The 21,592-nt window shown below is 52.4% G+C and carries 25 protein-coding genes; 24 read left to right on the plus strand and 1 reads right to left on the minus strand.

Going from position 1 to position 21,592, the window contains the following annotated elements; all coding sequences use genetic code 11:
- The first annotated feature begins 33 nt into the window (after nucleotides 1-33).
- Nucleotides 34-609, plus strand: coding sequence for an HDIG domain-containing metalloprotein (locus tag DBQ51_RS14035; protein WP_107631869.1), 576 nt, complete (start codon nucleotides 34-36; stop codon nucleotides 607-609).
- A 145-nt stretch (nucleotides 610-754) separates the two neighbouring features.
- Here the strand turns inward: DBQ51_RS14035 and DBQ51_RS14040 are convergent, their stop codons facing one another.
- A complete protein-coding gene (locus tag DBQ51_RS14040) occupies nucleotides 755-1,717 on the minus strand; it encodes a hypothetical protein (RefSeq protein ID WP_107631870.1) in 963 nt (320 codons plus the stop codon).
- Nucleotides 1,718-1,975: 258 nt separating this feature from the next.
- On the opposite strand from DBQ51_RS14040, the gene DBQ51_RS14045 reads away from it, so the two are divergent.
- From DBQ51_RS14045 to DBQ51_RS14155, 23 genes are all read left to right on the plus strand, one after another.
- Entirely contained in the window at nucleotides 1,976-4,234 is a 2,259-nt protein-coding gene (locus DBQ51_RS14045) for an S-layer homology domain-containing protein (protein ID WP_107631871.1), read from the plus strand.
- Nucleotides 4,235-4,853: 619 nt separating this feature from the next.
- Nucleotides 4,854-5,234 carry a flagellar basal body rod protein FlgB gene (gene flgB, locus DBQ51_RS14050; protein WP_054327080.1) on the plus strand — a complete coding sequence of 127 codons (381 nt, stop codon included), beginning with the start codon at nucleotides 4,854-4,856 and terminating at the stop codon, nucleotides 5,232-5,234.
- A gap of 15 nt (nucleotides 5,235-5,249) precedes the next feature.
- Nucleotides 5,250-5,717, plus strand: a complete 468-nt coding sequence (flgC, locus tag DBQ51_RS14055) for a flagellar basal body rod protein FlgC (RefSeq protein WP_054327081.1) — start codon at nucleotides 5,250-5,252, stop codon at nucleotides 5,715-5,717.
- Between the two features lie 18 nt (nucleotides 5,718-5,735).
- Nucleotides 5,736-6,047: a flagellar hook-basal body complex protein FliE gene (locus tag DBQ51_RS14060; protein ID WP_082397025.1), complete on the plus strand. Its 312-nt coding sequence runs from the start codon at nucleotides 5,736-5,738 to the stop codon at nucleotides 6,045-6,047.
- A gap of 54 nt (nucleotides 6,048-6,101) precedes the next feature.
- Entirely contained in the window at nucleotides 6,102-7,712 is a 1,611-nt protein-coding gene (gene fliF, locus DBQ51_RS14065) for a flagellar basal-body MS-ring/collar protein FliF (RefSeq protein ID WP_054327082.1), read from the plus strand.
- Nucleotides 7,705-8,712 carry a flagellar motor switch protein FliG gene (fliG, locus tag DBQ51_RS14070; protein WP_054327083.1) on the plus strand — a complete coding sequence of 336 codons (1,008 nt, stop codon included), beginning with the start codon at nucleotides 7,705-7,707 and terminating at the stop codon, nucleotides 8,710-8,712. The genes fliF and fliG overlap by 8 nt, the downstream gene beginning before the upstream one ends.
- Nucleotides 8,696-9,556 (plus strand): FliH/SctL family protein, encoded by an 861-nt coding sequence (locus DBQ51_RS14075; protein WP_082397026.1) that lies wholly within the window; start codon nucleotides 8,696-8,698, stop codon nucleotides 9,554-9,556. The genes fliG and DBQ51_RS14075 overlap by 17 nt, the downstream gene beginning before the upstream one ends.
- 31 nt (nucleotides 9,557-9,587) lie before the next feature.
- Nucleotides 9,588-10,889, plus strand: coding sequence for a flagellar protein export ATPase FliI (fliI, locus tag DBQ51_RS14080; RefSeq protein ID WP_107631872.1), 1,302 nt, complete (start codon nucleotides 9,588-9,590; stop codon nucleotides 10,887-10,889).
- A 25-nt stretch (nucleotides 10,890-10,914) separates the two neighbouring features.
- On the plus strand, nucleotides 10,915-11,367 hold the full coding sequence (gene fliJ / locus DBQ51_RS14085) for a flagellar export protein FliJ (RefSeq protein WP_054327085.1): 453 nt from the start codon (nucleotides 10,915-10,917) through the stop codon (nucleotides 11,365-11,367).
- A 30-nt stretch (nucleotides 11,368-11,397) separates the two neighbouring features.
- Complete coding sequence (locus DBQ51_RS14090) at nucleotides 11,398-12,513, plus strand: flagellar hook-length control protein FliK (protein ID WP_107631873.1); 1,116 nt, start codon at nucleotides 11,398-11,400, stop codon at nucleotides 12,511-12,513.
- A 20-nt stretch (nucleotides 12,514-12,533) separates the two neighbouring features.
- Nucleotides 12,534-13,112: a flagellar hook capping FlgD N-terminal domain-containing protein gene (locus tag DBQ51_RS14095; RefSeq protein ID WP_107631874.1), complete on the plus strand. Its 579-nt coding sequence runs from the start codon at nucleotides 12,534-12,536 to the stop codon at nucleotides 13,110-13,112.
- Entirely contained in the window at nucleotides 13,109-13,492 is a 384-nt protein-coding gene (locus DBQ51_RS14100; RefSeq protein WP_054327088.1) for a TIGR02530 family flagellar biosynthesis protein, read from the plus strand. Before DBQ51_RS14095 ends, DBQ51_RS14100 begins: the two co-directional genes overlap by 4 nt.
- A 100-nt stretch (nucleotides 13,493-13,592) precedes the next feature.
- Complete coding sequence (locus DBQ51_RS14105; RefSeq protein ID WP_082397028.1) at nucleotides 13,593-14,750, plus strand: flagellar hook-basal body complex protein; 1,158 nt, start codon at nucleotides 13,593-13,595, stop codon at nucleotides 14,748-14,750.
- Nucleotides 14,751-14,835: 85 nt separating this feature from the next.
- Complete coding sequence (locus DBQ51_RS14110) at nucleotides 14,836-15,066, plus strand: flagellar FlbD family protein (protein WP_054327090.1); 231 nt, start codon at nucleotides 14,836-14,838, stop codon at nucleotides 15,064-15,066.
- 57 nt (nucleotides 15,067-15,123) lie between these two features.
- A complete protein-coding gene (locus tag DBQ51_RS14115) occupies nucleotides 15,124-15,963 on the plus strand; it encodes a motility protein A (protein WP_107631875.1) in 840 nt (279 codons plus the stop codon).
- 34 nt (nucleotides 15,964-15,997) lie between these two features.
- Complete coding sequence (locus DBQ51_RS14120) at nucleotides 15,998-16,747, plus strand: OmpA/MotB family protein (protein ID WP_107631876.1); 750 nt, start codon at nucleotides 15,998-16,000, stop codon at nucleotides 16,745-16,747.
- Between the two features lie 33 nt (nucleotides 16,748-16,780).
- Complete coding sequence (locus tag DBQ51_RS14125; RefSeq protein ID WP_054327093.1) at nucleotides 16,781-17,812, plus strand: flagellar motor switch protein FliM; 1,032 nt, start codon at nucleotides 16,781-16,783, stop codon at nucleotides 17,810-17,812.
- A gap of 2 nt (nucleotides 17,813-17,814) precedes the next feature.
- On the plus strand, nucleotides 17,815-19,056 hold the full coding sequence (gene fliY / locus DBQ51_RS14130) for a flagellar motor switch phosphatase FliY (RefSeq protein WP_107631877.1): 1,242 nt from the start codon (nucleotides 17,815-17,817) through the stop codon (nucleotides 19,054-19,056).
- A 24-nt stretch (nucleotides 19,057-19,080) separates the two neighbouring features.
- Nucleotides 19,081-19,446: a response regulator gene (locus DBQ51_RS14135; RefSeq protein WP_054327095.1), complete on the plus strand. Its 366-nt coding sequence runs from the start codon at nucleotides 19,081-19,083 to the stop codon at nucleotides 19,444-19,446.
- A 1-nt stretch (nucleotide 19,447) separates the two neighbouring features.
- Nucleotides 19,448-19,822: a flagellar biosynthetic protein FliO gene (gene fliO, locus DBQ51_RS14140; RefSeq protein ID WP_054327096.1), complete on the plus strand. Its 375-nt coding sequence runs from the start codon at nucleotides 19,448-19,450 to the stop codon at nucleotides 19,820-19,822.
- Between the two features lie 5 nt (nucleotides 19,823-19,827).
- Nucleotides 19,828-20,493 carry a flagellar type III secretion system pore protein FliP gene (fliP, locus tag DBQ51_RS14145; RefSeq protein ID WP_107631878.1) on the plus strand — a complete coding sequence of 222 codons (666 nt, stop codon included), beginning with the start codon at nucleotides 19,828-19,830 and terminating at the stop codon, nucleotides 20,491-20,493.
- A 24-nt stretch (nucleotides 20,494-20,517) separates the two neighbouring features.
- A complete protein-coding gene (gene fliQ / locus DBQ51_RS14150; RefSeq protein ID WP_054327098.1) occupies nucleotides 20,518-20,778 on the plus strand; it encodes a flagellar biosynthesis protein FliQ in 261 nt (86 codons plus the stop codon).
- 19 nt (nucleotides 20,779-20,797) lie between these two features.
- Nucleotides 20,798-21,568, plus strand: coding sequence for a flagellar biosynthetic protein FliR (locus DBQ51_RS14155; protein ID WP_107631879.1), 771 nt, complete (start codon nucleotides 20,798-20,800; stop codon nucleotides 21,566-21,568).
- The last annotated feature ends 24 nt before the right edge of the window (nucleotides 21,569-21,592 follow it).

The following is a 21,592-nucleotide window of genomic DNA, read 5'->3' on the forward strand; positions in this document are numbered from 1 at the left end:
GAAAACAGAAAAACGCGGAAAGGATGTTAGGCAATGGAAAGACAACAGGCATGGGAGCTTTTGTGCAGATATAACAGGGAACCGTTCCATCTGCGCCACGCGCTGACGGTCGAGGCCGTTATGCGGTATTTCGCGGAGCAGCGGGGCGAGGACGCGGATTTTTGGGGCGTAGCCGGTCTGCTGCATGATATTGATTTTGAACAATGGCCGGAGCAGCACTGCGTCAAGGCGCCCGAGCTGCTGCGCGAGGGCGGGGCGGACGAGGCGACCGTCCATGCGGTGTGCAGCCACGGCTGGGGGCTTTGCTCGGATGTGGAGCCGACGCACGAAATGGAAAAGCTGCTGTTTGCCTCGGATGAGCTGACCGGACTGATCGGCGCGGCCGCGCTCATGCGGCCCTCCAAAAGCGTGCAGGACATGGAGCTGAAAAGCCTGAAGAAAAAATATAAGGATAAAAAATTCGCTGCCGGCTGTTCGCGCGAGGTGATCGCGCGGGGGGCAGAGCTGTGCGGGCTTACACTGGACGAGCTGCTGCAGCTGACGCTGGACGCGATGCGGGTAAGCGAGGATGCGGTTAACGCACAAATGGAAAGCTTGCATCATAAATAACTTAAGGGCAACCGTTAGACAGGCTTTTATAACACAGGATATTATTGCCAAAAGGCGCTATCCAAGCTGGATAGCGCCTTTTGGCATATGGGAGGGGAGCGGTAGGGAGCGAATGCCCAAAAACGCCCTTCAATGAGTATGTGGCTTATTCAGTGGGGTCCCTATCCGAAGAGGCGGCCTGGGAAGTATGCCCTCCGGACAGCGTGATTTTCTCCACCTGATTCGGTTCGGTGCCGGTTTGACGGTACAGAGTAGATCCGTCGGAGGAGATAAAGTAGGTTTCGACAAGGGAATTCGTACCTGCCGCGTTTTTTTGATATACATAAATTGTCAGGCATGCAGTATGATCCACCTCTACAAAGCCGGGACCGGGCTTCAGGCTGTATTCGGACATGGAAGAACCTGGCAGGCCGATTTCTTCGGGGGAGACGGTGTTCAGCAGGTCTTTCGCGGTGGAAAAGGAGAGGGCAGAGCCGGCTGTGAGCAGGGAGTTGCCGAAGTCCTGCCCGGCTACATGGTCGAGCGTAACCAGACAACTGGTCGGCGTCCAGTCAATGCGGACGCGGAATAGCAGTTCAGGGTCATGCGGGAGCGATGCATAGGACGTTGCTTCGCCGTCGCCAGTATTTTCCCCTTCGCTGTTTGCAGACGTAGCGCCGTCCATGACCGCCTGACGGGTGAGCAGAATGGAGCCGACAGGCTGGGTATAGACACTGTCGTCCGGCTTTTCCTCAGGCTGTAGGGCGATGGCCTCGCCAGTCAGAAGATCGACATAGGAGCGCACGACAGGACCGGTCTGATATTCAGTGAATTGCTGATAGTCGTAAGCGATGTAGGGGGAGGTCGCGTCGGCCTCGTTGCCCGCACTGTCTGTACGCTCTGCGTTGCCGTCGTCAGTACCTGCGTCATCACCCGCTGTGCTTTCGGGAGAAAGCACAGCGGTCAGGCGCCCGCCGGACTGTTCCGTCATCACCTGCTCCAGCGCGGGAATCGTATCCTCGCCGAAGCTGTAAGTGGATATGGTTTCGGAAGCAGGGCTGTCGCCGCTGCAAGCGGACAGCAGGCAAAATAGACAAACGGAAAAAGATATGAAAAAGCGTTTCATCATCCTGAGATCCCTTCTTTCATCAAAAATATCTGTATATATGATACCGTTCTGCCTGTGACAAAGGCAACGGAAATTGCGCACAAAACAAAGCGGGAACAGAGATTAAAATGAGCGAAAACGATGAAAAGCAAAAAGGCGTGAAATCATGGTTATTTTTCTGATGGATATGTCCGATAAATAATAAAAAGGTATTTACACGGCAGCGAAGACGCCAGCGAAAGCGGTGCCCGGCCGTGCGCAGGAAAGGACGCGGTGCGTATGAATGGGAAATGGACACAGGGATTGGCCGGTCTGTTGGCGGCAGTACTGCTTATGCCAACGCCCACTGCTCTTGCGGCGGAGATCGGGGGGATTGGAGACTCTCCAACAAGATCTGCATCTAATGCTGCAACGGTAGATATTGCAAACGGAAGCGGCAGCAAGGTCCAATTTGAGCCGAATGGTGAAGTGGAGCTGACTGACGGAAAAAGCGCCTCCTTTACCCTCGTAACGGAGGAGGGGTACCGGCTGGAAAATATAACCATAGAAATTAAACCAGAGGCAGGATCAACGGTTTCGCTTACATTGGAGCAGGATATGCTGAGCGGAGCGGATGTGAATAGTGGGATATCGGCGCAGGTGGATCAGTGGCCGAGCTTTTCCAATACATGCAGGCTGACGGTTACAGCGGGGCAGCTGACAGCGGACGCGGATATCAGCATATCTGCCTACGCGCCCGTCACAGAGTATGATGCGGAAATTGACGAACCAGAAGATGGGAAAACAGGCGGGAGCGGTACATATGGAAACGGCGAAAGGACGACACTTTCTGTTACGCCGGATCAGGGGTATCAGCTGAAAAGCCTGTACCTGTCCTATACCGTAAATGGAAAAACGGAGACGAACACGGTGTCCTCTTCAGGTGATTGGAATGGGTTGAAAATTGCTTGGAGTGCCGCCGATCAGACGACGGTCAGTGGCCCGCTGTATGGCGATCTGAGGATCACGCCATCCATAGAAAAAATACCGGTTACGCACAAGGTACGCATTTATATGGATGACGGGCTGGAGCTTGACCGCCCCGGCAGTGAAACGACCACTGTGGATGAGGGGGATTCCCTTTCAGTTCGGGTTTCAACGGAGGAAGGCTACCTGATCGACCAGATGCTGGTGCAGGTTGGGAAAACCTATGCAACATGGACGCCGGAGCAGTCTTACTTCATGGTGAATTACGACCGCATTTCCGTGCGTGAATCAGATGACAGCGTATCCTTTGTGCTTCCGGAAATCACAGATGATGTCACGATTGAATTTGCCTCCACATACGATGAAAACAATATTCCCATCAAGCTGGAGGAGGGTTCCCGCATCAATATTGATTCAGATGTGGGGGATACGGTAGCCCGTGGTGAGGACGCCGCTTTTACGATCAGCACCACGTCGGATAGGTATTCCGTAAAGAGAATTACCGTTCGGATTGGGGAAAGCAAGGCTTCCGCCGATCCGGATGATGAGACAATCCGTGTAGGCAACCGTAATTATGAGATTCAGGACAACGGCAACGGGGAATATACGCTTTATATCGATAATATCAGGGAGCCTGTCACGGTAGGGGCGACCTCGAATAGCTCAAGCACGGTGTCCCGCCCCTCGCTTACGATCAACAGCTCCAGCAATATGAAGATTACCAAAAGCGTTTCCGGTAGCCGGATCGATGCGGGAGACAGCGTACGGTTTTACTTTACGCCCAATAAGAATTACCAGATCGATGAGATTACAGTGAAAATCGGGGGCAGTAGCCGCACTGTGGGGGCGGATAAGGCATACATCCGCGTCGGCGGGGAGAGCTATCAGATGAGCCGCAATGCGGACGGCGTAGTGACGCTGTATCTGGATGACATAGAAGAAAATGTTACGGTTTCTGGACGGGCTTATTATTCAAGGGATTCGGTAAAGCCAACGGGAACGGTAAAGCTCAATACTTCAAGCAGGATCGCGTTCCTCAACGGCTATGCCGACGGCACCTTTCGGCCGGAAGCCAATATGACACGGGCAGAGGCTGTCGTCATGCTGTACCGATTGTCCGATGTTGAGAACGTTTCCAACACAGGGGATATATTTATCGATGTACCCTACAACATGTGGTGCGCAGGTGAAATCAATGCCTTTGCAAATGCGGGTATTATTGATGTAACAAGCTACTTCCATCCGAACCAGTATATTACGCGGGCAGAGTTTGTAGAGATGCTTTACCGGCTGATGGGATCGCCGAGTTATTCGCGCGGTACGCTGCGGTTCAGCGATGTGACAGGTGCTACGAACGAGGATGCGATCTATTATGCGGTGTCCCGCGGGTGGGTCAATGGGTATGCGGATGGGACGTTCCGTCCGTTTAGCTATATCGCGCGAAGCGAAGTAGCGGCGCTGATGACGCGCCTGCTGAACAGGACCTCCGGCGGCAGTGGAGTGTCTTACAAAGATGTGCCATATACCTATTGGGCATACCGCTATATTCAATTAGCATCTTCTTATATATAAATTTTTGTTAAATTACATATGAGCATAGGACGCTGGAGAGCAGATGTCCGCAGGCTTGGGGATAGTGGGCGCGGCTTTAGGCCGCGCCCACTAAAGCTTAGAGGCAGCGGCGTCTCTGTGAGGACAGCCGCGACAAGGAAACGGGAGGAGAGCCTTTATCAGGAAAGTGATGTTCATATAAATAAACGAATTTTATATTATGTATTGATAGAGCGGCGCTGCAATAAAAACGATTATGTAATGTCATTCCATAAAAATAACGCATGATTGCGAGCACGTATATAGGGGAGGTTGAAATTATAGGAATTCAGATAAAAGTATTATAAAAAATTGACTATTTAAACAAAAAAAGAAATAAGTGTGGAAAATAAGGCTGTAATGGTGAATTATTAGTACAAATAAGTGGTTTTTTTTTTTTTTTTCGGTGATAAAAGGGGTGGAGAGCATCTGAGTGATACGGATTTGTTGAAAATGTCTATAGATGTTGAAAACAAATATCGATTATTGTCGAAAAAACGTTGACCCTAATCAGGAGAAGATGTAAAATATAACAGAATGATTATTTCGTATATAATTCGGAAGAACTTGTAGGGTTCGACAGTTTGGAGATGAGGGAAAAATGGATGCGCTTACCAGTAATTCACTGTTGATGATGGAACGTTCCATGGATTTTCTGTGGACAAAGCAAACCGCGATCTTAGATAATTTGGCGAATGTTGAAACACCGAATTACAAAACCAAATATGTGACCTTTGAAGAAACGCTGCGTAGCCGTCTGCAAGCCGCTGTACCGTCGGGCGGCGGCTTGCGCGAGGCTATAGAGGGTGCAAGACCGGTTATTCATGTCGCGGAAAATGAAACGGCGCGCATGGATGGAAACGGTGTGGATGCAACGGAGCAGGGGATTGAGCTGGCGCGCAACGCGCTGCAGTTGCAGCATGTGATGAGCGCGGTTTCTGATGATCTCTCTTTGCTGCGCACTGCAATCCGCGGACAATAACAGGAGGGTAGCGGAATGGCTTTTCTCAGTTCAATGAACATTACGGGTTCGTCGTTGACCGCCCAGCAGCTGCGTTTGGATGTTATTTCGGAAAATGTAGCCAATATCAACACCACAAGAGTCGAAGGTGGAAACGGACCATACCGCAGAAAGCTGGTGGTCATGGAAGCGGAAAACGGAAGGGACTCTTTCCGCAATGTTTTGGCACAGGCCGCAGGAGGTGTACCGGCGGCTGCCGGCGGGCTGTCCCAGCAGGGGGGCGTGCGGGTGACGCAGATTATTGAAGACACAAGCCCGTTTAAGCTGTCGTATGATCCCACGCATCCGGATGCGAACGCGCAGGGATATGTTGAGCTGCCCAATATTGATCTGGTCAAGGAGATCAGCGATGCGATGGCAGCGACACAGGCATTTTCGGCAAATGTTACGGCATTTAATACGCTGAAAACAGTTGCGTCGCGCGCGCTGGAAATCGGTAAGTAAACAGGAGGGAGCGTAAGGATGGCAGTGATTTCCAATATACATCCCTTATGGGATGCCTTGCCCATTTCCGTGGGGAAAGAAGAGCGGGAGTACTCCGAACGGACGGCGCTTCCGGTTTTTGAGCAGATTTTCCAGGAAGCAATCGATAATGTAAGGCAGACCGATCAGGAAAAGAACAAAGCGGAGTATCTGATGGCGACAGGGCAACTGGATAACCCCGCTATTCGGACGATCGCAAGCACAAAGGCACAAATGTCGGTGGAACTGCTGGTACAGCTTCGCAACAAAGCGCTCGATGCGTACAGTGAACTGTCCCGCATGAGCATATAACAGCTGTGGATACACAGCCGGAAGTATCGGTAGTTGGGGAACAGGGCGGAAGTAATGGTAAAAGAAAAACTGCAAAACAACCTCAACAAAGTGAAAAGCTTTTTTGAAGGAGAAAATAAAAAGAAAAGGATCGTTACTGCGGCAATTATTATTGTGGCGGTAATCATCGTATCTGTTATCGCTGCCGTGGTGCTGAACAATCGCCCTTACGAAACACTGTTTACAGGACTGACAACCGATGAGGCATCAGCTATTGTGGGAAAGCTGGAAGAGTACGGCGCTGCGGATTATAAGATCGAGGGAGATACGATTAAAGTGCCCGCAGCCCAGGAGCCGGACCTGAAAGCAAAGCTGCTGCTGGACGGCTATCCAAAATCAGGCTTCGGTTATGACACCTATTTCAACAATATCAGTATGATGGCAAGCGACTCGGATAGGGACACGGTGCGCAACTATGAACTGCAGGACCGGATGGCAGCGGTTATCCGCTGCTTTGAAGGCGTTAAGGACGCGGTGGTCAATATCTCCGAGGGCTCGGATCAGCGCTATGTTCTTGACAGTGAAAACGCGACGCCTGCGACCGCTGCTGTTTTTGTAACGATGCAGGATGGCGGCGCATTGCCGGAAAACTATGTTGATGCAATCGGAAACCTTGTTGCGCGCAGCGTAAAGGGGCTGGAGTTCGGCAGTATTACGGTTACGGATTCGGTCGGCAACAGCTATATGCCGGGCGCAGAAAACAGCACGACCTCCTCGGCGTCCGACCTGAAGCTGCGGCTGGAAAATCAGGTAAATAACCGTGTGCGCGGGGAAGTAATGCAGGCGCTGACGCCGATTTACGGGCCGGACAACGTGCGGGTCAGCGTGACCAGCACGGTGGATGTCAGCCGGCGTGTACAGGAGAATACGGTTTATTCCTCTCCGGAGGGGGCGCCTGAAGGCGAGGGGATCATTGGACAGCGGGAATATGACCAGGAGCTGACGCGGGGAAATGAAAATACCGCGGGCGGTGTAGTCGGTACGCAGTCCAATGCGGACATTGAAACTTACATGGAATCGCAGGACGCGGTCAATGGAGATGAAACCTGGATCAAAAACGCAGGAACCGAGGATTACAAGGTGAACTCCTCTACCGAGCAGAGCGAGCAGAATTCAGGGGTTGTTACCGATGTGATGATTGCGGTAACCATCAATCAGAATGCGGCGGGTAATGTTGCGGCGGCACAATTGACCAGCCATATCGCCCGCGCGGCAGGCATTGCACCTGAGGTACAGGCAGATAAGATTAATGTGCTGATCGCGCCGTTCTACACGGATACGCCGACTAATACAGATAGCTTGCCGATTGGCGGGCTGCAGCTGCCCAAATGGGCAATATATGCGATCGCGGGCGCGGTGGGGCTTCTGCTCATGCTGGTGATACTGTTGCTTATCATACAGCGCCGCCGCAAAAAGGCAAAAGCGGCTCTGGAAGAGCTGGAGCAGCAGGCGGCGCTTGCTGCTGCGGAACGCGCAGAGCGTGAGAAACGGGAAAACCTGCTGGATATCCAAAACGAAAAGAGCATGGAGCTGAAGCAGGATATCCGAAAGTTTACAGAGGAAAATCCAGAGATCGCAGCGCAGATGATACGGGTTTGGTTAAAAGGGGACGGTGTAAATGGCTGATCAGGAATTGACTCCGCAGCAAAGGGCCGCCACAGTGATCGTTGCGCTGGGGACAGATAAGGCATCGCGTATTTATCAATATATGGGACCGGATGAACTGGAGCAGTTGACGCTCGAGGTCGCCAAGCTGGGGCATGTCCCGACAGAACGCACGGAGCAGGTGCTGGAAGAATTTTACCAGATGTGCCTGACCAATAAGGCGGTTACAGAGGGCGGGATGGAGTATGCACGGTCGGTGCTGCAAAAAGCCTTTGGCGATCAGGCGGCCGATCAGCTGCTCAGTAAGGTGACGAAGGCGTTGACTAACCGTGCGTTCTCTTTCCTGGATAAAACAGATGCGAAAACGCTTCTTTCCACGCTACAGCATGAACGTGCGCAGACGATTGCGCTGGTGCTGTCCTATGTGGATCCGGATAAGGCTGCAGCAGTCATTGAGGAACTGCCGGCAAACAAAAAGCTGCGTGTTGTGGAGAATATCGCCCGCATGGAGAGCGCTTCGCCTGGCGCGGTAAAAATGCTGGAAGAAGAGTTGAAGAAGAAGTTTGCCAATATTATCGTTGCGGAAAAGGTACAGGTCGGCGGACTCGACCAGATTGCCGCTATTATGAACAATTTGGAGCGTTCCAGCGAAAAAGCAGTTTTCGATGGATTGGAAAAGCGGAACGGCAAACTGGCGGAAGAGATCCGCAAACGCATGTTCGTTTTCGAGGATATCGTCAAGATGGACGATCGTTCGGTGCAGCGTTTTGTGCGCGATTGCGATACACGGGATATCGTGCTGGCGCTCAAGGGGGCAAACAGGGAGGTGGCAGAAAAGCTGTTTGCCAACATGTCGTCGCGTATGCGGCAGAATATCGAGGAGGATCTCGAAATCACAACCAATGTGCGTATCCGCGACGTGGAAGAAGCGCAGCAGCGTATTGTTGGCATTATTCGTGATTTGGAGGAACGGAATGAAATCATTATCCTGAAGGGTGGAAAGGATGAGATCATTGCCTAATATCCTCAAATATTTTATGAAGCCTCATGCGGAGGACTATCAGCTTCCAGATACCGAACAGATGGCAGATACGCTGGAGGAAATGGTCCGGCTGAAGGAAAGCGTCCCCTATGAGGGGGAGCCCCCGTCGCAGTCCGCCGAGCAGGACGAGGCGACGCAGCGCAGCGACATGGAACCGGAGGAAGTGCAGGAAAGCGTGCCACCGGTGCGCTCCCTGTCCTTTGCCCGTGCGGAAGCAGATGCATTGCTGCGGGACGCGCATACGCAGGCCGATGAGATTATCGCGGCGGCAAAGCAGGCAGCCGAGACTGAGGTGGCAAAGATACATCAGCAGGCGGCCGAAAAAGGATACAGCCAAGGCTATGCGGATGGTGCGGAAAAGGGACGGAAAGAGGCCGCCGCAGCAACAGAGGCCGCAGCGCAGCAGTCTGTCCAGGAAATGCAGCGCTTTTTGCAGCAGGCGGCTCAGATTCGGGATGATTCTATCGACCGGCTGCAGGAGGAGCTGTTGCAGGTTGCGATTACGGTCGCGGAAAAAGTAATCCATGTCAGTCTGCAAAGCAGCGAGGAAATTATCCGGAGGATGATTGTAGCGGCGACTGATAAGCTGAAACGGCGCGAGTGGGTGCAGATCTATGTGGCGGACTGTGATGTAAAAGGAGCCGCGCAGGCGGATCCGGCGCTGGCGTCTGCGCTGTCCGGTCTTTCAGGACATGTGAAGATCGTGCCGATGCACGATGCGGAGCCAGGGACCTGTATTGTCGAAATGCCGGATGAAATCATCGATGCGAGCGCATCAACACAACTGGATAATATCCGCGCAATCGTGCGGGAGAACGCATAGCCGGTATCGGCGGGAATAAGGAAGAAAAGCAATGCTTGAACGGGTCATCCAACAGATCAGAGACAGCGATACGCTGAGCCGTACTGGGAAAATAGAAAATATTATTGGCATGTCCATTGAGGCTTCCGGTGGGCGGGGGGCGATGGGAGACATATGCCGTATCTATTCTGCGGAGTCCAACAGCCAGGTGCTGGCTGAGGTGGTAGGCTTTAAAAACGAGCATATGCTGCTGATGCCTTACCAGAATATGAGTGGACTCGCCCCCGGAAGCTTTGTGCGCAATACAGGGCGGCGGCTTCGTCTGCGGGTGGGGGATTTCCTGCGCGGACGTATCATTAATGCCATGGGGCAGCCGATAGACGGAGGGACGGCTTTCCCAGAGGGGGAAAGCTACTATGTTGACAGTCCCTATATTAACCCGTTGACAAGACCGCCGATCCGCGAGCGGATCGAGTTTGGTATCCGTGCGATCGATGCGACGCTGACGATTGGGAAGGGACAGCGCATCGGTATTTTTGCAGGCTCCGGTGTGGGAAAATCAACGCTGATGGGTATGATTGCAAAAAATGTGAAAGCGGATATTAACGTGATTGCTCTGGTGGGCGAGCGCGGGCGAGAGGTGCTGGAATTTGTTCAGAAAGATCTGGGGGAAGAGGGGATGCGGCGCTCGATCCTTGTTGTTGCAACCTCGGACCAGCCGGCGATGCTCCGCATGAAATGCCCTTCTGTGGCAACTGCAATCGCGGAATATTTCCGTGACAAAGGGCTGGATGTCCTCCTGATGATGGATTCCCTGACGCGCTTTGCAATGGCGCAGCGCGAAATCGGACTGGCCGTGGGAGAACCACCGGTAGCGCGTGGTTACACGCCGTCCATTTATGCGGAGTTACCCAAGCTGTTGGAGCGGAGCGGAAATTTTGAAAAAGGTTCGATCACCGGTGTGTATACGGTGCTTGTGGAAGGCGACGATACGAACGAGCCGATCGCAGATACAGTGCGCGGTATTTTGGATGGGCATATCGTCCTCTCGCGCAAGCTGGCAAACGCGAACCATTATCCGGCAATCGACGTATCGGCCAGTATTTCCCGCTTGATGGTTGAAATCGCACCGCAGGAGCATATCAGACTGGCGAGTGAACTGAGAAATATATTGAGCATTTATGAAAAAAATGAGGATTTGCTTGCAATTGGTGCTTACAAAGCAGGAACGAATCCCAAGCTTGACAATGCCATCGCTAAAATAAGCAAGATAAACGCATTCCTGATGCAGGGGATCAACGAATCCTTTACCTATGAGCAAAGCCTGCAGCAAATGCGGAAAATTCTCCAGTAAAGCGATAAAAAGACGGGGAGCTGCGATGAAAAAGTTTCATTTTTCAATGGAAATGGTGCTGCGTTATCAGGAGCAGCGGCTGGATGCGCTGCGTGCCGAGCATGCGGCTGCTATCGCAAGGACCAGAGAGCAGGAGACGGTTGTGGACCGCCTTACCCAAAGCTTCCGTTCTGTAAACGAGGAATATCGTGTCCGCAAGGCGCATGGAATGACTGTTGCGGATGCGATGGGCTATGACCTTATGCTACGGACACAGGAAAAGGAAATACAGGCTGCGGCAAAGGCTCTGGAAGAACTGCGCAGGGTAGAAGATCAGAAGCGGGAAGCGGTGATTGCAGCCAAAAGAGATAAGGCGACGATTGAAAAGCTGAAAGAAAAAAAGCTGGACGCCTATCATAAGCAGGAGCAGAAAAACGAGGAGCAGATGATTGATGAATTTGTGTCGGCCGCACGCGTTGTTTCCAGAATGGCGCATTGACAGCGGTGCGGTGAAAGGAGGTGAGGAAGAATGAATACGGAACAGATCGCGTTGCTCAAATCACTGTTGCAGTATTCTGCAAAGGGCAACGTAAGCACGGACGATCCGCCTAAAAACGATTTTCAGGATCTGCTTGCACGGAAAAAGAACGACGCCGCAGCCCCGCAGGAAATTGATGGGGAGATAGAGGTGCCGCAGGGCAGCGGAGAGCCACCAGAAAAATTGCAGGAGGCGAATGGGACCGAAGAAGCCGCGGCGGCGCAGCAGTTGATGGCGGCGCTGGCGGTGCAGCAGTTTATTGTGCCAGCGGCAATTGAAGAGCAGCCGGCTGGCGGCGGTGTTCCTGTGGTAGCAAACCTGCCGCAGCCAACAGTCGATCCAATGGTGACGGCAAAGGGGACGGGTGTGCAACAAGCGGCATCGGAAGTGCAGAACATGCTGCAGCAGCCGGTAGAGGAAATCGCATCAGAGATACCCAGACAGGTACGGCAGCCAGAAGAAAGAGGGCAGACCGTCCAAACAGGTCAGTCGGTCATAAAGCAGAGCGAGCCTACGGTGTATCTTTCGACGGCTGTAAAGACAGATGGAGAAAATACGCCCGGGCAGAGTACTACTGAAGACGCACAAAAGCCGGTACAGGTTACCGTCGCACAGGCGGAACAGCCTGTGTTCCAGAATGTGGAAAATGTGCCGGTGAAGGTAGCGGACGCTGCACAAGCCGTGGATACGGCGTCGGCTGATATGGATGCCCGTATAGCGGATACCGTGCGTGCGGAACTGAAAAACACAGGCGATAAGGTGGAAATACAGCTCAAACCAGAGCACCTTGGAAAGATTACGATTGAGTTGACGCAGACCGCAGGAGGCATTGGTTTGTTGATCCATGCGGACAATGCAAAGACTGCATCCCTGCTTGCACAGCATGCGGGCAACCTGGGAGCACTGTTGGAGGACCGAACTGGACAGCATGTTCAGATACAGGTGCCACAGCAGGAGTACCAGCAGCCGCAGTATGATGGGCATAACCGGCAGCAGCAGGAACGGCACCAGAACCATCGGGCGCAGGAGCCGGCAATCAGCCAGGAAGAGCAGGACAGCTTTTTAGGCCAGCTCCGTCTGGGACTGTACCAGATGGAAACCGTATGACAAAAAGGAAGTGATACAGAATGAGCGATTTATTTGCCCCCACCGTGGCGCGGGCCTATGTGCCGGATACGCAGAGCTCCGGCTCAAAAAAGACGAAAGCAGCAAGCGATAATTCCGGTTATCTGGATAACGGAAGTTCAGATAATCTCGCCCTGACAATGGAAGACTTTCTGCAGCTGATGATCGTACAGTTTCAGAATCAGGATATTGAAAACCCTGCTTCAACAAGCGATATGATGAACCAGCTGATGCAGATGTCCACAATTCAGGCAATGGCCACTGTTACGGATGCGGCCACAATGTCCTATTCAGCCTCGCTGGTTGGAAAGACTGTGACTGTGGGCGAATATGTGAATGGCAAGCTGAACGAGGTCGTTGGAACCGTGACGGGAAGCGCACGCGAAAACGGCGAGCAGGTGATTTTCGTGGATGGCAAGAAGTATAAGCTGAACTCGATCATGGCAGTCGGGGAACTGCCGCCGGTAGATGAAGAGCCACCGGTGGAGGAAAAACCGGGCGACGGAACCGAGGAAAAACCGCCGGTGGAAGAAAAGCCTGAGACCGATCCGGACAGTGGTGCGGATGAAAAACGCCTATGATTGAACGTCTGAATGGTACGTTCCCAGCAGCGGGAACGGAGCGGCGTCAGACAGCACCAGAGACCGGTACGTTCGGTGACCTGCTGCGGCATCGCCTGGAAAGCATTGGCGTCGAAGCACAGGAGGGCGGTGTGGCGCTGTCCAAGCATGCACAGCAGCGTGCAGAGGAGCGCGGCATTGAAATAACGGGTGACCTGATGGCGCGGCTGAACGATTCGGTTGGACGCGCACAGGCGAAGGGCGCAAAAAATATCCTGGTGTTTGATGCGACACGGGCGTTTATCGTGAATGTACCGCAAAGCCGTGTGATCACAGCGATCTCACAGGAAGAAATGAAAGACAATGTATTTACCAATATTGACGGCGCTGTTCTTTTGTAAAGGATAAAGAAAGCAGGACCCCACAGGGGGAGGCTTTGGAAGCTCGTCCGTTTGACGGCTTCCGGCAGCGCGATGCTTGGAAGGAGCAATATCGTATCTTATGACAGGTTCTATGTATGCTGCGATTGCGGGCCTGCAGACCCACATGCAGAAGATGAATGTAATCGGAAACAACATTGCCAACGCCAATACATATGGCTTTAAGCCGGGCGTGACCTCTTTTACGGAATCCATGTACACTTCGAGCAAGGCAAGTACAGCGGGCGGCGCGCAGTACGGCGGCACCAACGCCGCGCAGATTGGCTATGGCTCCAAAATTGGCTCGATCGATCTGAACTTTGCACAGGGTACCTATGCGGCGACCGGTACAAACTCCCACCTGTATCTGGATGGCAACGGATTCTTTCTGGTAGGGCCAAAGCCGTCGAATATACAGGGAATCAATGACGACGGTACTACGGAAGAGATCACAGGCTATTACGAACCCGATCCCGATAACCTGACCCTGACCCGCGTGGGCAATTTCTGGCTGGACGGCGACGGGTATCTGGTGACTCCGGATGGCAACTGTGTATACGGCTTCATGCCGCAGGGTACAGATCAGATTACCGAAGGGGCGGGCAGCAATATCATGACGGATGCAGAGGGCAATGTCGTGTGGAACACCTGCCTGCAGCCGATCCGCCTGCCGCTCGCAGCACCCAAAGGAGACGGTACGGGTATTAAGGAGAACGGCGCGATGTATCCGGTCCTGGATGACCAGGGAGCAACAAACCAACTGGAATATCCCCAGAATGGTGGTGAGGATGTCAATATTAATAAGACGGTACCAGCGAGTGCGGTTAACCTGAGTGTTGGTCAAAACGGCGTAATCACTGCCGTTATTGACGGCGGCGATCCGATTACAGTCGGCGTCATCGCGGTAGGGAGTGTTATCAACCCGAACGGCCTGACCAAGCTCAGCAACGGCTATTACCAGGGTGGTAATAACGCGGGTGATATGACGGTCGGCACTTGCACCGGTGTTTTAGGCGATGCCTATCTGAACAATATGCCTGCCGATACGGCGACGTCGGATCTGGCGATCGGCAAGGGCGGCACGACCAAGATTATTGCAGGCGGCCTGGAATCGTCCAAGACCGACATTGCAGTTGAATTTGCCGACCTGATCACTGCACAGCGCGGTTTTCAGGCGAACACAAAAATCATTACTGTGACCGATGAAATGCTTTCCGATCTGGTAAGCATGAAGCGGTAAGGCAGGACGATAAGCAAAGGCTGGCAGGGCGGGCGCGTAAATTGCGCGCCCCGCACCCTGCATTGTATGGGAAAGGGGTAGTACAATGATCCGCTTGACAAAGCTGAACAGGGAACCATTCCTGTTGAACCATATGCAGATTGAAACCATTGAACTTATTCCGGAAACCAAAATCATTATGATGAACCATGACTATTACATCGTGCGGGAAACACCGGAGCGTGTCGTTGCCCTGATTGAGGAGTATACGGCCAAGGTGCGGGATATTTATCGGGAAATCACGATCTCTGATAAGCAAAACAGGGACTGGAAATAGATTGAAAGAAATATAGAAAAAATATAGAAAAACCCGGACAGGGGGATTGGCAGCAAAATGAATCTGACATTTATCATAGGCATTGTGTTTGGCTTCTTCATGATCATCTATGGCATTATCATGGGCGACACCCTGACTATGATCGATATAAATCAGCTGGAACAATTTGTAGATATTCCCAGTATTTTAATTGTAGTTGGCGGCACGCTGGCAACGGTTATCGCGGGCAATCCCATGAAGACTCTGGTAAAGTTCCCCAAGCATTTGAGCATCATACTGAACCAGAAAAAGTTCAATCCGGCAGGCATTATTGATGAAGTGGTTGAATTTGCTCAGATCGCACGAAAAAATGGATTGCTGGCATTGGAAGAGCCGGCGAGTCAGCTGGAAGACCCGTTCTTTAAGAAAAGCATCATGCTGATTGTGGACGGTAACGACTCGGAAAAAGTGCGTGAGATGCTGACAAGTGACATCGACCAACTGAGTGCGCGGCATGACGACGTTGCTTCCATGTATGAAAAAGGATCCGCTGCGGCGCCGGCATTCGGTATGATCGGCACCCTGATTGGTCTGGTCAAGATGCTGGCTGGTATGGGGGAATCAAGCACGGGAGCAAGCGATATTGGACCGGCTATGGCCACGGCGTTGATTACTACGTTTTACGGCTGTATTTTGGCGCATCTGGTGTTCAACCCGATCGCGAACAACCTTCGTACACGAGATGAAGAGGAATGCCTGTGCCGCCAGCTGGTCGTAGAAGGCGTTATGGCGATCCAGTCTGGCGAAAACCCGAAATTTATCAGGGAAAAGCTGGAAGGTTACCTGGAGCAGCAAGCGACTGGCGGAGAAGCTGGGGAATCAGGGAAAAAGAAGAAGGGCTCCAGAAAAGAAAAATAATGATCTGCCTGCGGTATAGGAGGGGCGATACGGCATGAAACGAAAAAAGGGCGGTGGCGGTGGCGCAAACTGGATGGATACCTATGGCGATATGGTAACCCTGCTGCTTTGCTTTTTCATTATGCTGTACAGCATGTCGACAATTAATGAAGAGAAATGGCAGCAGTTTGTGCAGAGCTTCCAGCGGCAGCCTTCTTCGGAGGCTGTGGGAATGGGAGGACAGGATAAGGTAGAAACGACTGAACAGGATGTGCAGGAGGCTCTCACACAGATTGCGGCGGCACTGAATGAATACAGCGCAGAGAATAACCTGCAGCAGCAGATGACCGTCACCCAGGGGGCAGATTATGTGTTCATTACCTTCCAGAATGCGGTTTTCTTTGCGGGCGACAGTTGGGAGCTGCTTGACAGCGGAAAAAGGATGCTGGACGAGGTTGCCAAGGCAATACAACCGCAGAGCAAACTGATTGACGAACTGCGTGTGATGGGACATACCTCACAGGGTTCCCCTGATAAGGCAAACGACCCGACGGTGGACCGTTTCCTGGCCTCGAACCGTGCGGCGACAGTAACCGTATATCTGCAAAACAAAAACGTAGTTGATGCGGATAAGCTGGTGAGTGTGGGCTATGGGCAGTGGCGGCCGATCGATGGCTTTGACACCGAGGAAGAGCGGGCGCACAACCGGCGTGTGGAACTGATGGTCACGGGACTGGATCCCGGCAGCGCCGAAAACAGTGTGGAGAAATATTTCACCATGCGCGAGGGCGCGTTGGAGGAGTAATAACAGTACGCAGGTAAAAGGATTTGTTATAACATGTCTGAAGTTTTATCACAAAGCCAAATAGATATGCTCCTCAACGCGGCGAGAAACGGCAATATTGACGCGGGAGTGGGGAATACCGCACAGTCTGAAGAAAAGCGGTATCCGAAATATGACTTCTACAGCCCTAAGAAGTTTACACGCGACAGGCTCAAGATGGTGAGTAGTGTTTTTGAAAGCTATGTCAGGGTGTTGTCCTCCCGATTGAACGCAATGCTGCATCTGGCATGCGACCTTGAGGTCGAGTCCGTTGAGGAACAGCGGTACTACGAGTTTTCCAATGCCTTGAGCGAACGGGATGTGCTGGTGCTGGTGCAGGATACGCTGGAGGATACGGGGGAAAAGGAGCCGATCCTGCTCCATATCACGACAGGCATCATGGTGAGTATGATTGACCGCCTGCTGGGGGGAAGCGGCGACGTAGAGGGCGAGATCGGATCGGATTATGAGTATACGGATATAGAGCTGAGGCTGTACACAGACCTTATGCGGAGCATGGTGGACTGTTTGGACAGCGCTTGGAAAAATTATATTGATATCGGATTCCGGTTTAACCGCGTCGAGGTCAATCCGACGCTGGTTCAGTTGATCGGGCTGGATGAGGCCGTTGTTATCATTGGTATAACAGTAAAGACGGCTGTCAGCAGCGGACGCTTCAGTATATGCCTGCCAGGCACCATGCTGAGCGACGTGTTCAGCCAAATGAATCGGGAAACCAGCAGCATGCGCCAGCCCAATAAGCATGACAGCGATGAAATTATGGATTACCTGCGCGCCTCGGAGCTTCCCATTATTGCGGAACTGCAGCACACAACGCTGAGATTGTCAGATATTTACCATCTGCATGTTGGCGATGTGATAGATTTGGGACAGCCGAAGGATTCAAAGGTATTCCTGAATATAGGGGATAAGCGTTGGTTCGACGGCACCATGGGAGTGTTTCAGAAAAATAAAGCGGTTCGGATCGATAAGACCTATGTGCTGTCTGAAATGGGGCGCTTAGAAGATGAAGGAGAGAGGCAGTAAGAATGGCATCGAGTTTGTTTAGCCCAATGGCGATGGATGCAATTGGAGAGATTTTCAACATCAGTTTGGGCTCTTCTGCAACGGCTGTTTCCAATATGCTGGCGCGGCGTGTGGACATCACAACGCCCAAGGTATCGCTTGTATCCGCCGAAAATTTCACGCTTGGCGACCTACAGCCCGCAATCGGTGTAAAGATCGATTACATAGCCGGACTGACCGGAAGCAACATCATGCTGCTCAAACGGAGCGATGTGCGGGCGATCGCGGATATCCTGCTGGGAACGGAAACCAAAGACGAGGACTTCCAGATCAATGAGCTGAACATGAGTGCGATTTGTGAGGTCATGAATCAGATGATGGGGGCTGCATCCACCGCAATGTCTGATTTTCTCAATCGCATGGTGAATATCTCAACGCCGCAGGCGTTTGAGATACAGAGCTTGGATGAATTTGTGCGGGAATATTTCCCGTCAGGTGGAACGATGGTTGTCGTCCGCTTCCAGCTTAGCATTGAAAATGCAGTCGAAAGTGAATTTATGAGCGCGCTTAGCATGGATCTGGCGTGTGAACTGCTGGAGGGCTTTAACATTTCCGGTGCCGATGTCGGCCTGCCGGAGGAGCCGTCGCCACAGGCGGCGGCATCCCCAGCTCCATCGCCTGTGGCAGAGCAGGCAAGCGTCGGCGCGGCGTTGAGCCAGGATGAGATTGAAAAGCTGCTGGCACAGAATATGCCTTCCGCGGAAGTGTCGGCAGAGACACCGCAGCAGGCAGCCGTACAGTCGCCACAGGAAGCGGCACCTGCTCGTGCAGCTGAGATGCCGCAGCCTCAGATGCAGATGCCATATCCCCCGTATGGGATGCAGATGCCATACCCGCCCATGTATTACATGCCTCAGCCGCCGGCGGAGCCGAAAACAATCAAAACAAGCAGCCCTGTCATGCCGGAGCTGGACAGCAGGACGGCGCAGCTAACGCAAGAGCAGGAGGGCAATCTGGATTTGCTGATGTCCGTACCGGTGGACGTGTCAGTCGAAATCGGAAGGACGCGCCGGCGGGTAAAGGATATTTTGAATTATACAAAGGGCTCTCTTGTGGTGCTGGACCGATTGGCAGGGGATCGGGCGGATCTGTATGTCAATGGAAAATGCATTGCCAAAGGTGATATTGTGGTAGTTGACGATAACTTTGGCATCCGTATTGCCGAGATTATTGAACCGTTGGAACTGGAAGACCTAAGCAAGTAATTATAAAAAAGGATGGTTTTTACAATGGCGAAGATTTTACTGGTGGATGATGCGGCTTTTATGCGCATGATGGTCAAAAATACGCTGAATGAGAACGGCTATACCGACCTGTATGAGGCAAGTGACGGCGCGGAAGCAGTTACGAAATATGCAGAGCTGAAGCCCGATCTGGTGATTATGGATATTACCATGCCGAACATGGACGGTTTGGAAGCCCTGAAAGCGATTCGTAAAGCGGATCCAAACGCCTCGGTAGTGATGTGTTCTGCAATGGGGCAGGAGGCAATGGTAATCGAGGCGATCAAGTCAGGCGCCAAGGATTTCATCGTAAAGCCCTTTAAGCCGGACCGTATTATTAAAACCGTAAGCTCGATCGTGGGCCAGGCCTGATATGCCGCCCTTGCTTTCACTGGCAGGGATGCTGCTGTGTACAGCGGTTATATTGTTCCTAGCCTACTGGGTAACGCGGAAAATTGGGCTGAGCAGCGGCGTGGGGAATGCGGGCGTGGGCAGCCGGATGCGTGTTTTGGACAGGCTGCCAATAGGGACCGGCCAGTCCCTGCTGGTTGTTCAGCTTGGTGAGCAGTGCTTTGTTCTGGGAGTATCCAAGGAGCACATCAGCCTGATTGCCGAGTTGACGGAGGAGCAGGCGCAGTTATGGAAGAAATCGGCTGCGGTGCATAAGGCTGACACCGCTCCGGCGGCTTTTTTTGAGACGCTTTCCCGCAGGCTGCATGGAAGAGACGATCAGGATAAGGGGGGATAAGGGGCATGCCCGAAGGACTGATCAATGTAAATGGAGATAACGTCCAGACGCTGGAGGTATTGTTCCTTACCACAGTCATCGCGTTGCTTCCGTCCATCCTGGTTATGATGACCTCCTTTACCCGGATCATCATTTCTCTGTCTTTCCTGCGCAGTGCGATAGGGACACAGCAGAACCCGCCCAATATGGTGCTGATTGGGATTGCGCTGTTTTTAACACTGTTCATCATGAATCCGGTTTTAACGGAGATACAGCAAAACGCATATGAACCATATCGGCAACAGGCAATCACGCAGGAGCAGGCGCTTGAACGCGCGGAGGTCCCGCTGAAGCGGTTCATGCTGCGGCAGACCGAGCAGTCCTCGCTGAATATGTTTTGTGATCTGGCACAGGTGGATGCGCCTGCGTCCGAGGAGGAGGCGATGGCGCTGTCCATGCGGGTGGTCGTTCCCTCCTATATGACGAGCGAGCTCAAGCGAGCGTTTGAGATCGGCTTCTTTCTGTATATCCCCTTTATGCTGATCGATATTGTGGTTTCTTCCACATTGATGAGCATGGGTATGATTATGCTCCCGCCGGCGATGATCTCCATGCCGTTCAAGCTGCTGTTGTTTGTCACGGTGGATGGATGGCAGCTGTTGTTTTCCACGCTGGCGCAGGGCTTCCGATAGCGGTTGAGAAAGGCGGGTGCCATAGTGGATCAAAATCAGGTGATGGATATTCTGCGGCAGGGGATGTGGGTTGCAGTCAAGATCGGCGGGCCAATGCTGATTGCAAGTATGGCGGTCGGCATACTGGTTGCTATTTTTCAGGCGGCGACACAGATCCATGAGCAGACGCTCTCGTTTGTACCAAAGCTGCTCCTGATCGCAGTATTCTGTATGGTGGGCGGTGGATGGATGCTGAATACCATGCAGGACTTTACAAGAATGATTTTTACACAAATGCTGGGATAGGCGCACAGGGAGCAAAAAGATGATAGATGAAGCGGGGCTGACATTGTTCCTGTATATCCTGATGCGGATGACAGGCTTTGTTGTTTTTAATCCGCTCTGGGGACGGATGAATGTGCCGGCTATGGTCAAGGCCGGAGTGAGCCTTGTTATGGCGGTCTTTGTCGGTGCGTTTGCCGTACAGAATGCTGTGGCTGTGCCGGCAACGGCAATAGAGCTTGCGCTGCGGCTTTTATTGGAGCTTGCACTGGGTTATCTGGTTGCAGTGGTCATGCATTGCTTCTTTTATGTGCCGCTTCTGGCGGGACATATGATTGATGCGCAAATGGGGATGAATATGTCCGAAAACTACGATCCTGCTATGGGGACCAATGTATCCCTTACCTCTACCTTGCTGAATATCATGCTTGTCCTGCTTTTTTTCTCTGCGGGAGGGCATATCACACTACTGCGCATTTTACTCGATTCAGGCCGTATTATTCCATTTGGATCGGCTGTATTAGGGGAGCAGGCGGTTTCCAGCCTTCTGGAGCTGTTCGCTTCCTGTACAGTGCTGGCACTTAAGCTCAGCCTGCCTGTTTTGGCTGCAGAGCTTATCGGGCAGCTGGGAATGGGTATTCTGATGAAGGTAATACCGCAGATCAATGTATTTGCTATCAACTTTGAATTAAAGATCCTGCTGGGGTTGCTGTTGGTGACATTGCTCATGCCGCTGATGGGGGAATTCCTTTTGGGTATGGAAAAGCAAATGCTGGTGGCAATCGAGCAGATGATAAAAACGACAATATTATAGTATTGCAGCCGGAAAGGGGGGAGC

Source organism: Agathobaculum massiliense, assembly GCF_900291975.1.
Classification (GTDB): Bacteria; Bacillota; Clostridia; order Oscillospirales; family Butyricicoccaceae; genus Agathobaculum; species Agathobaculum ammoniilyticum.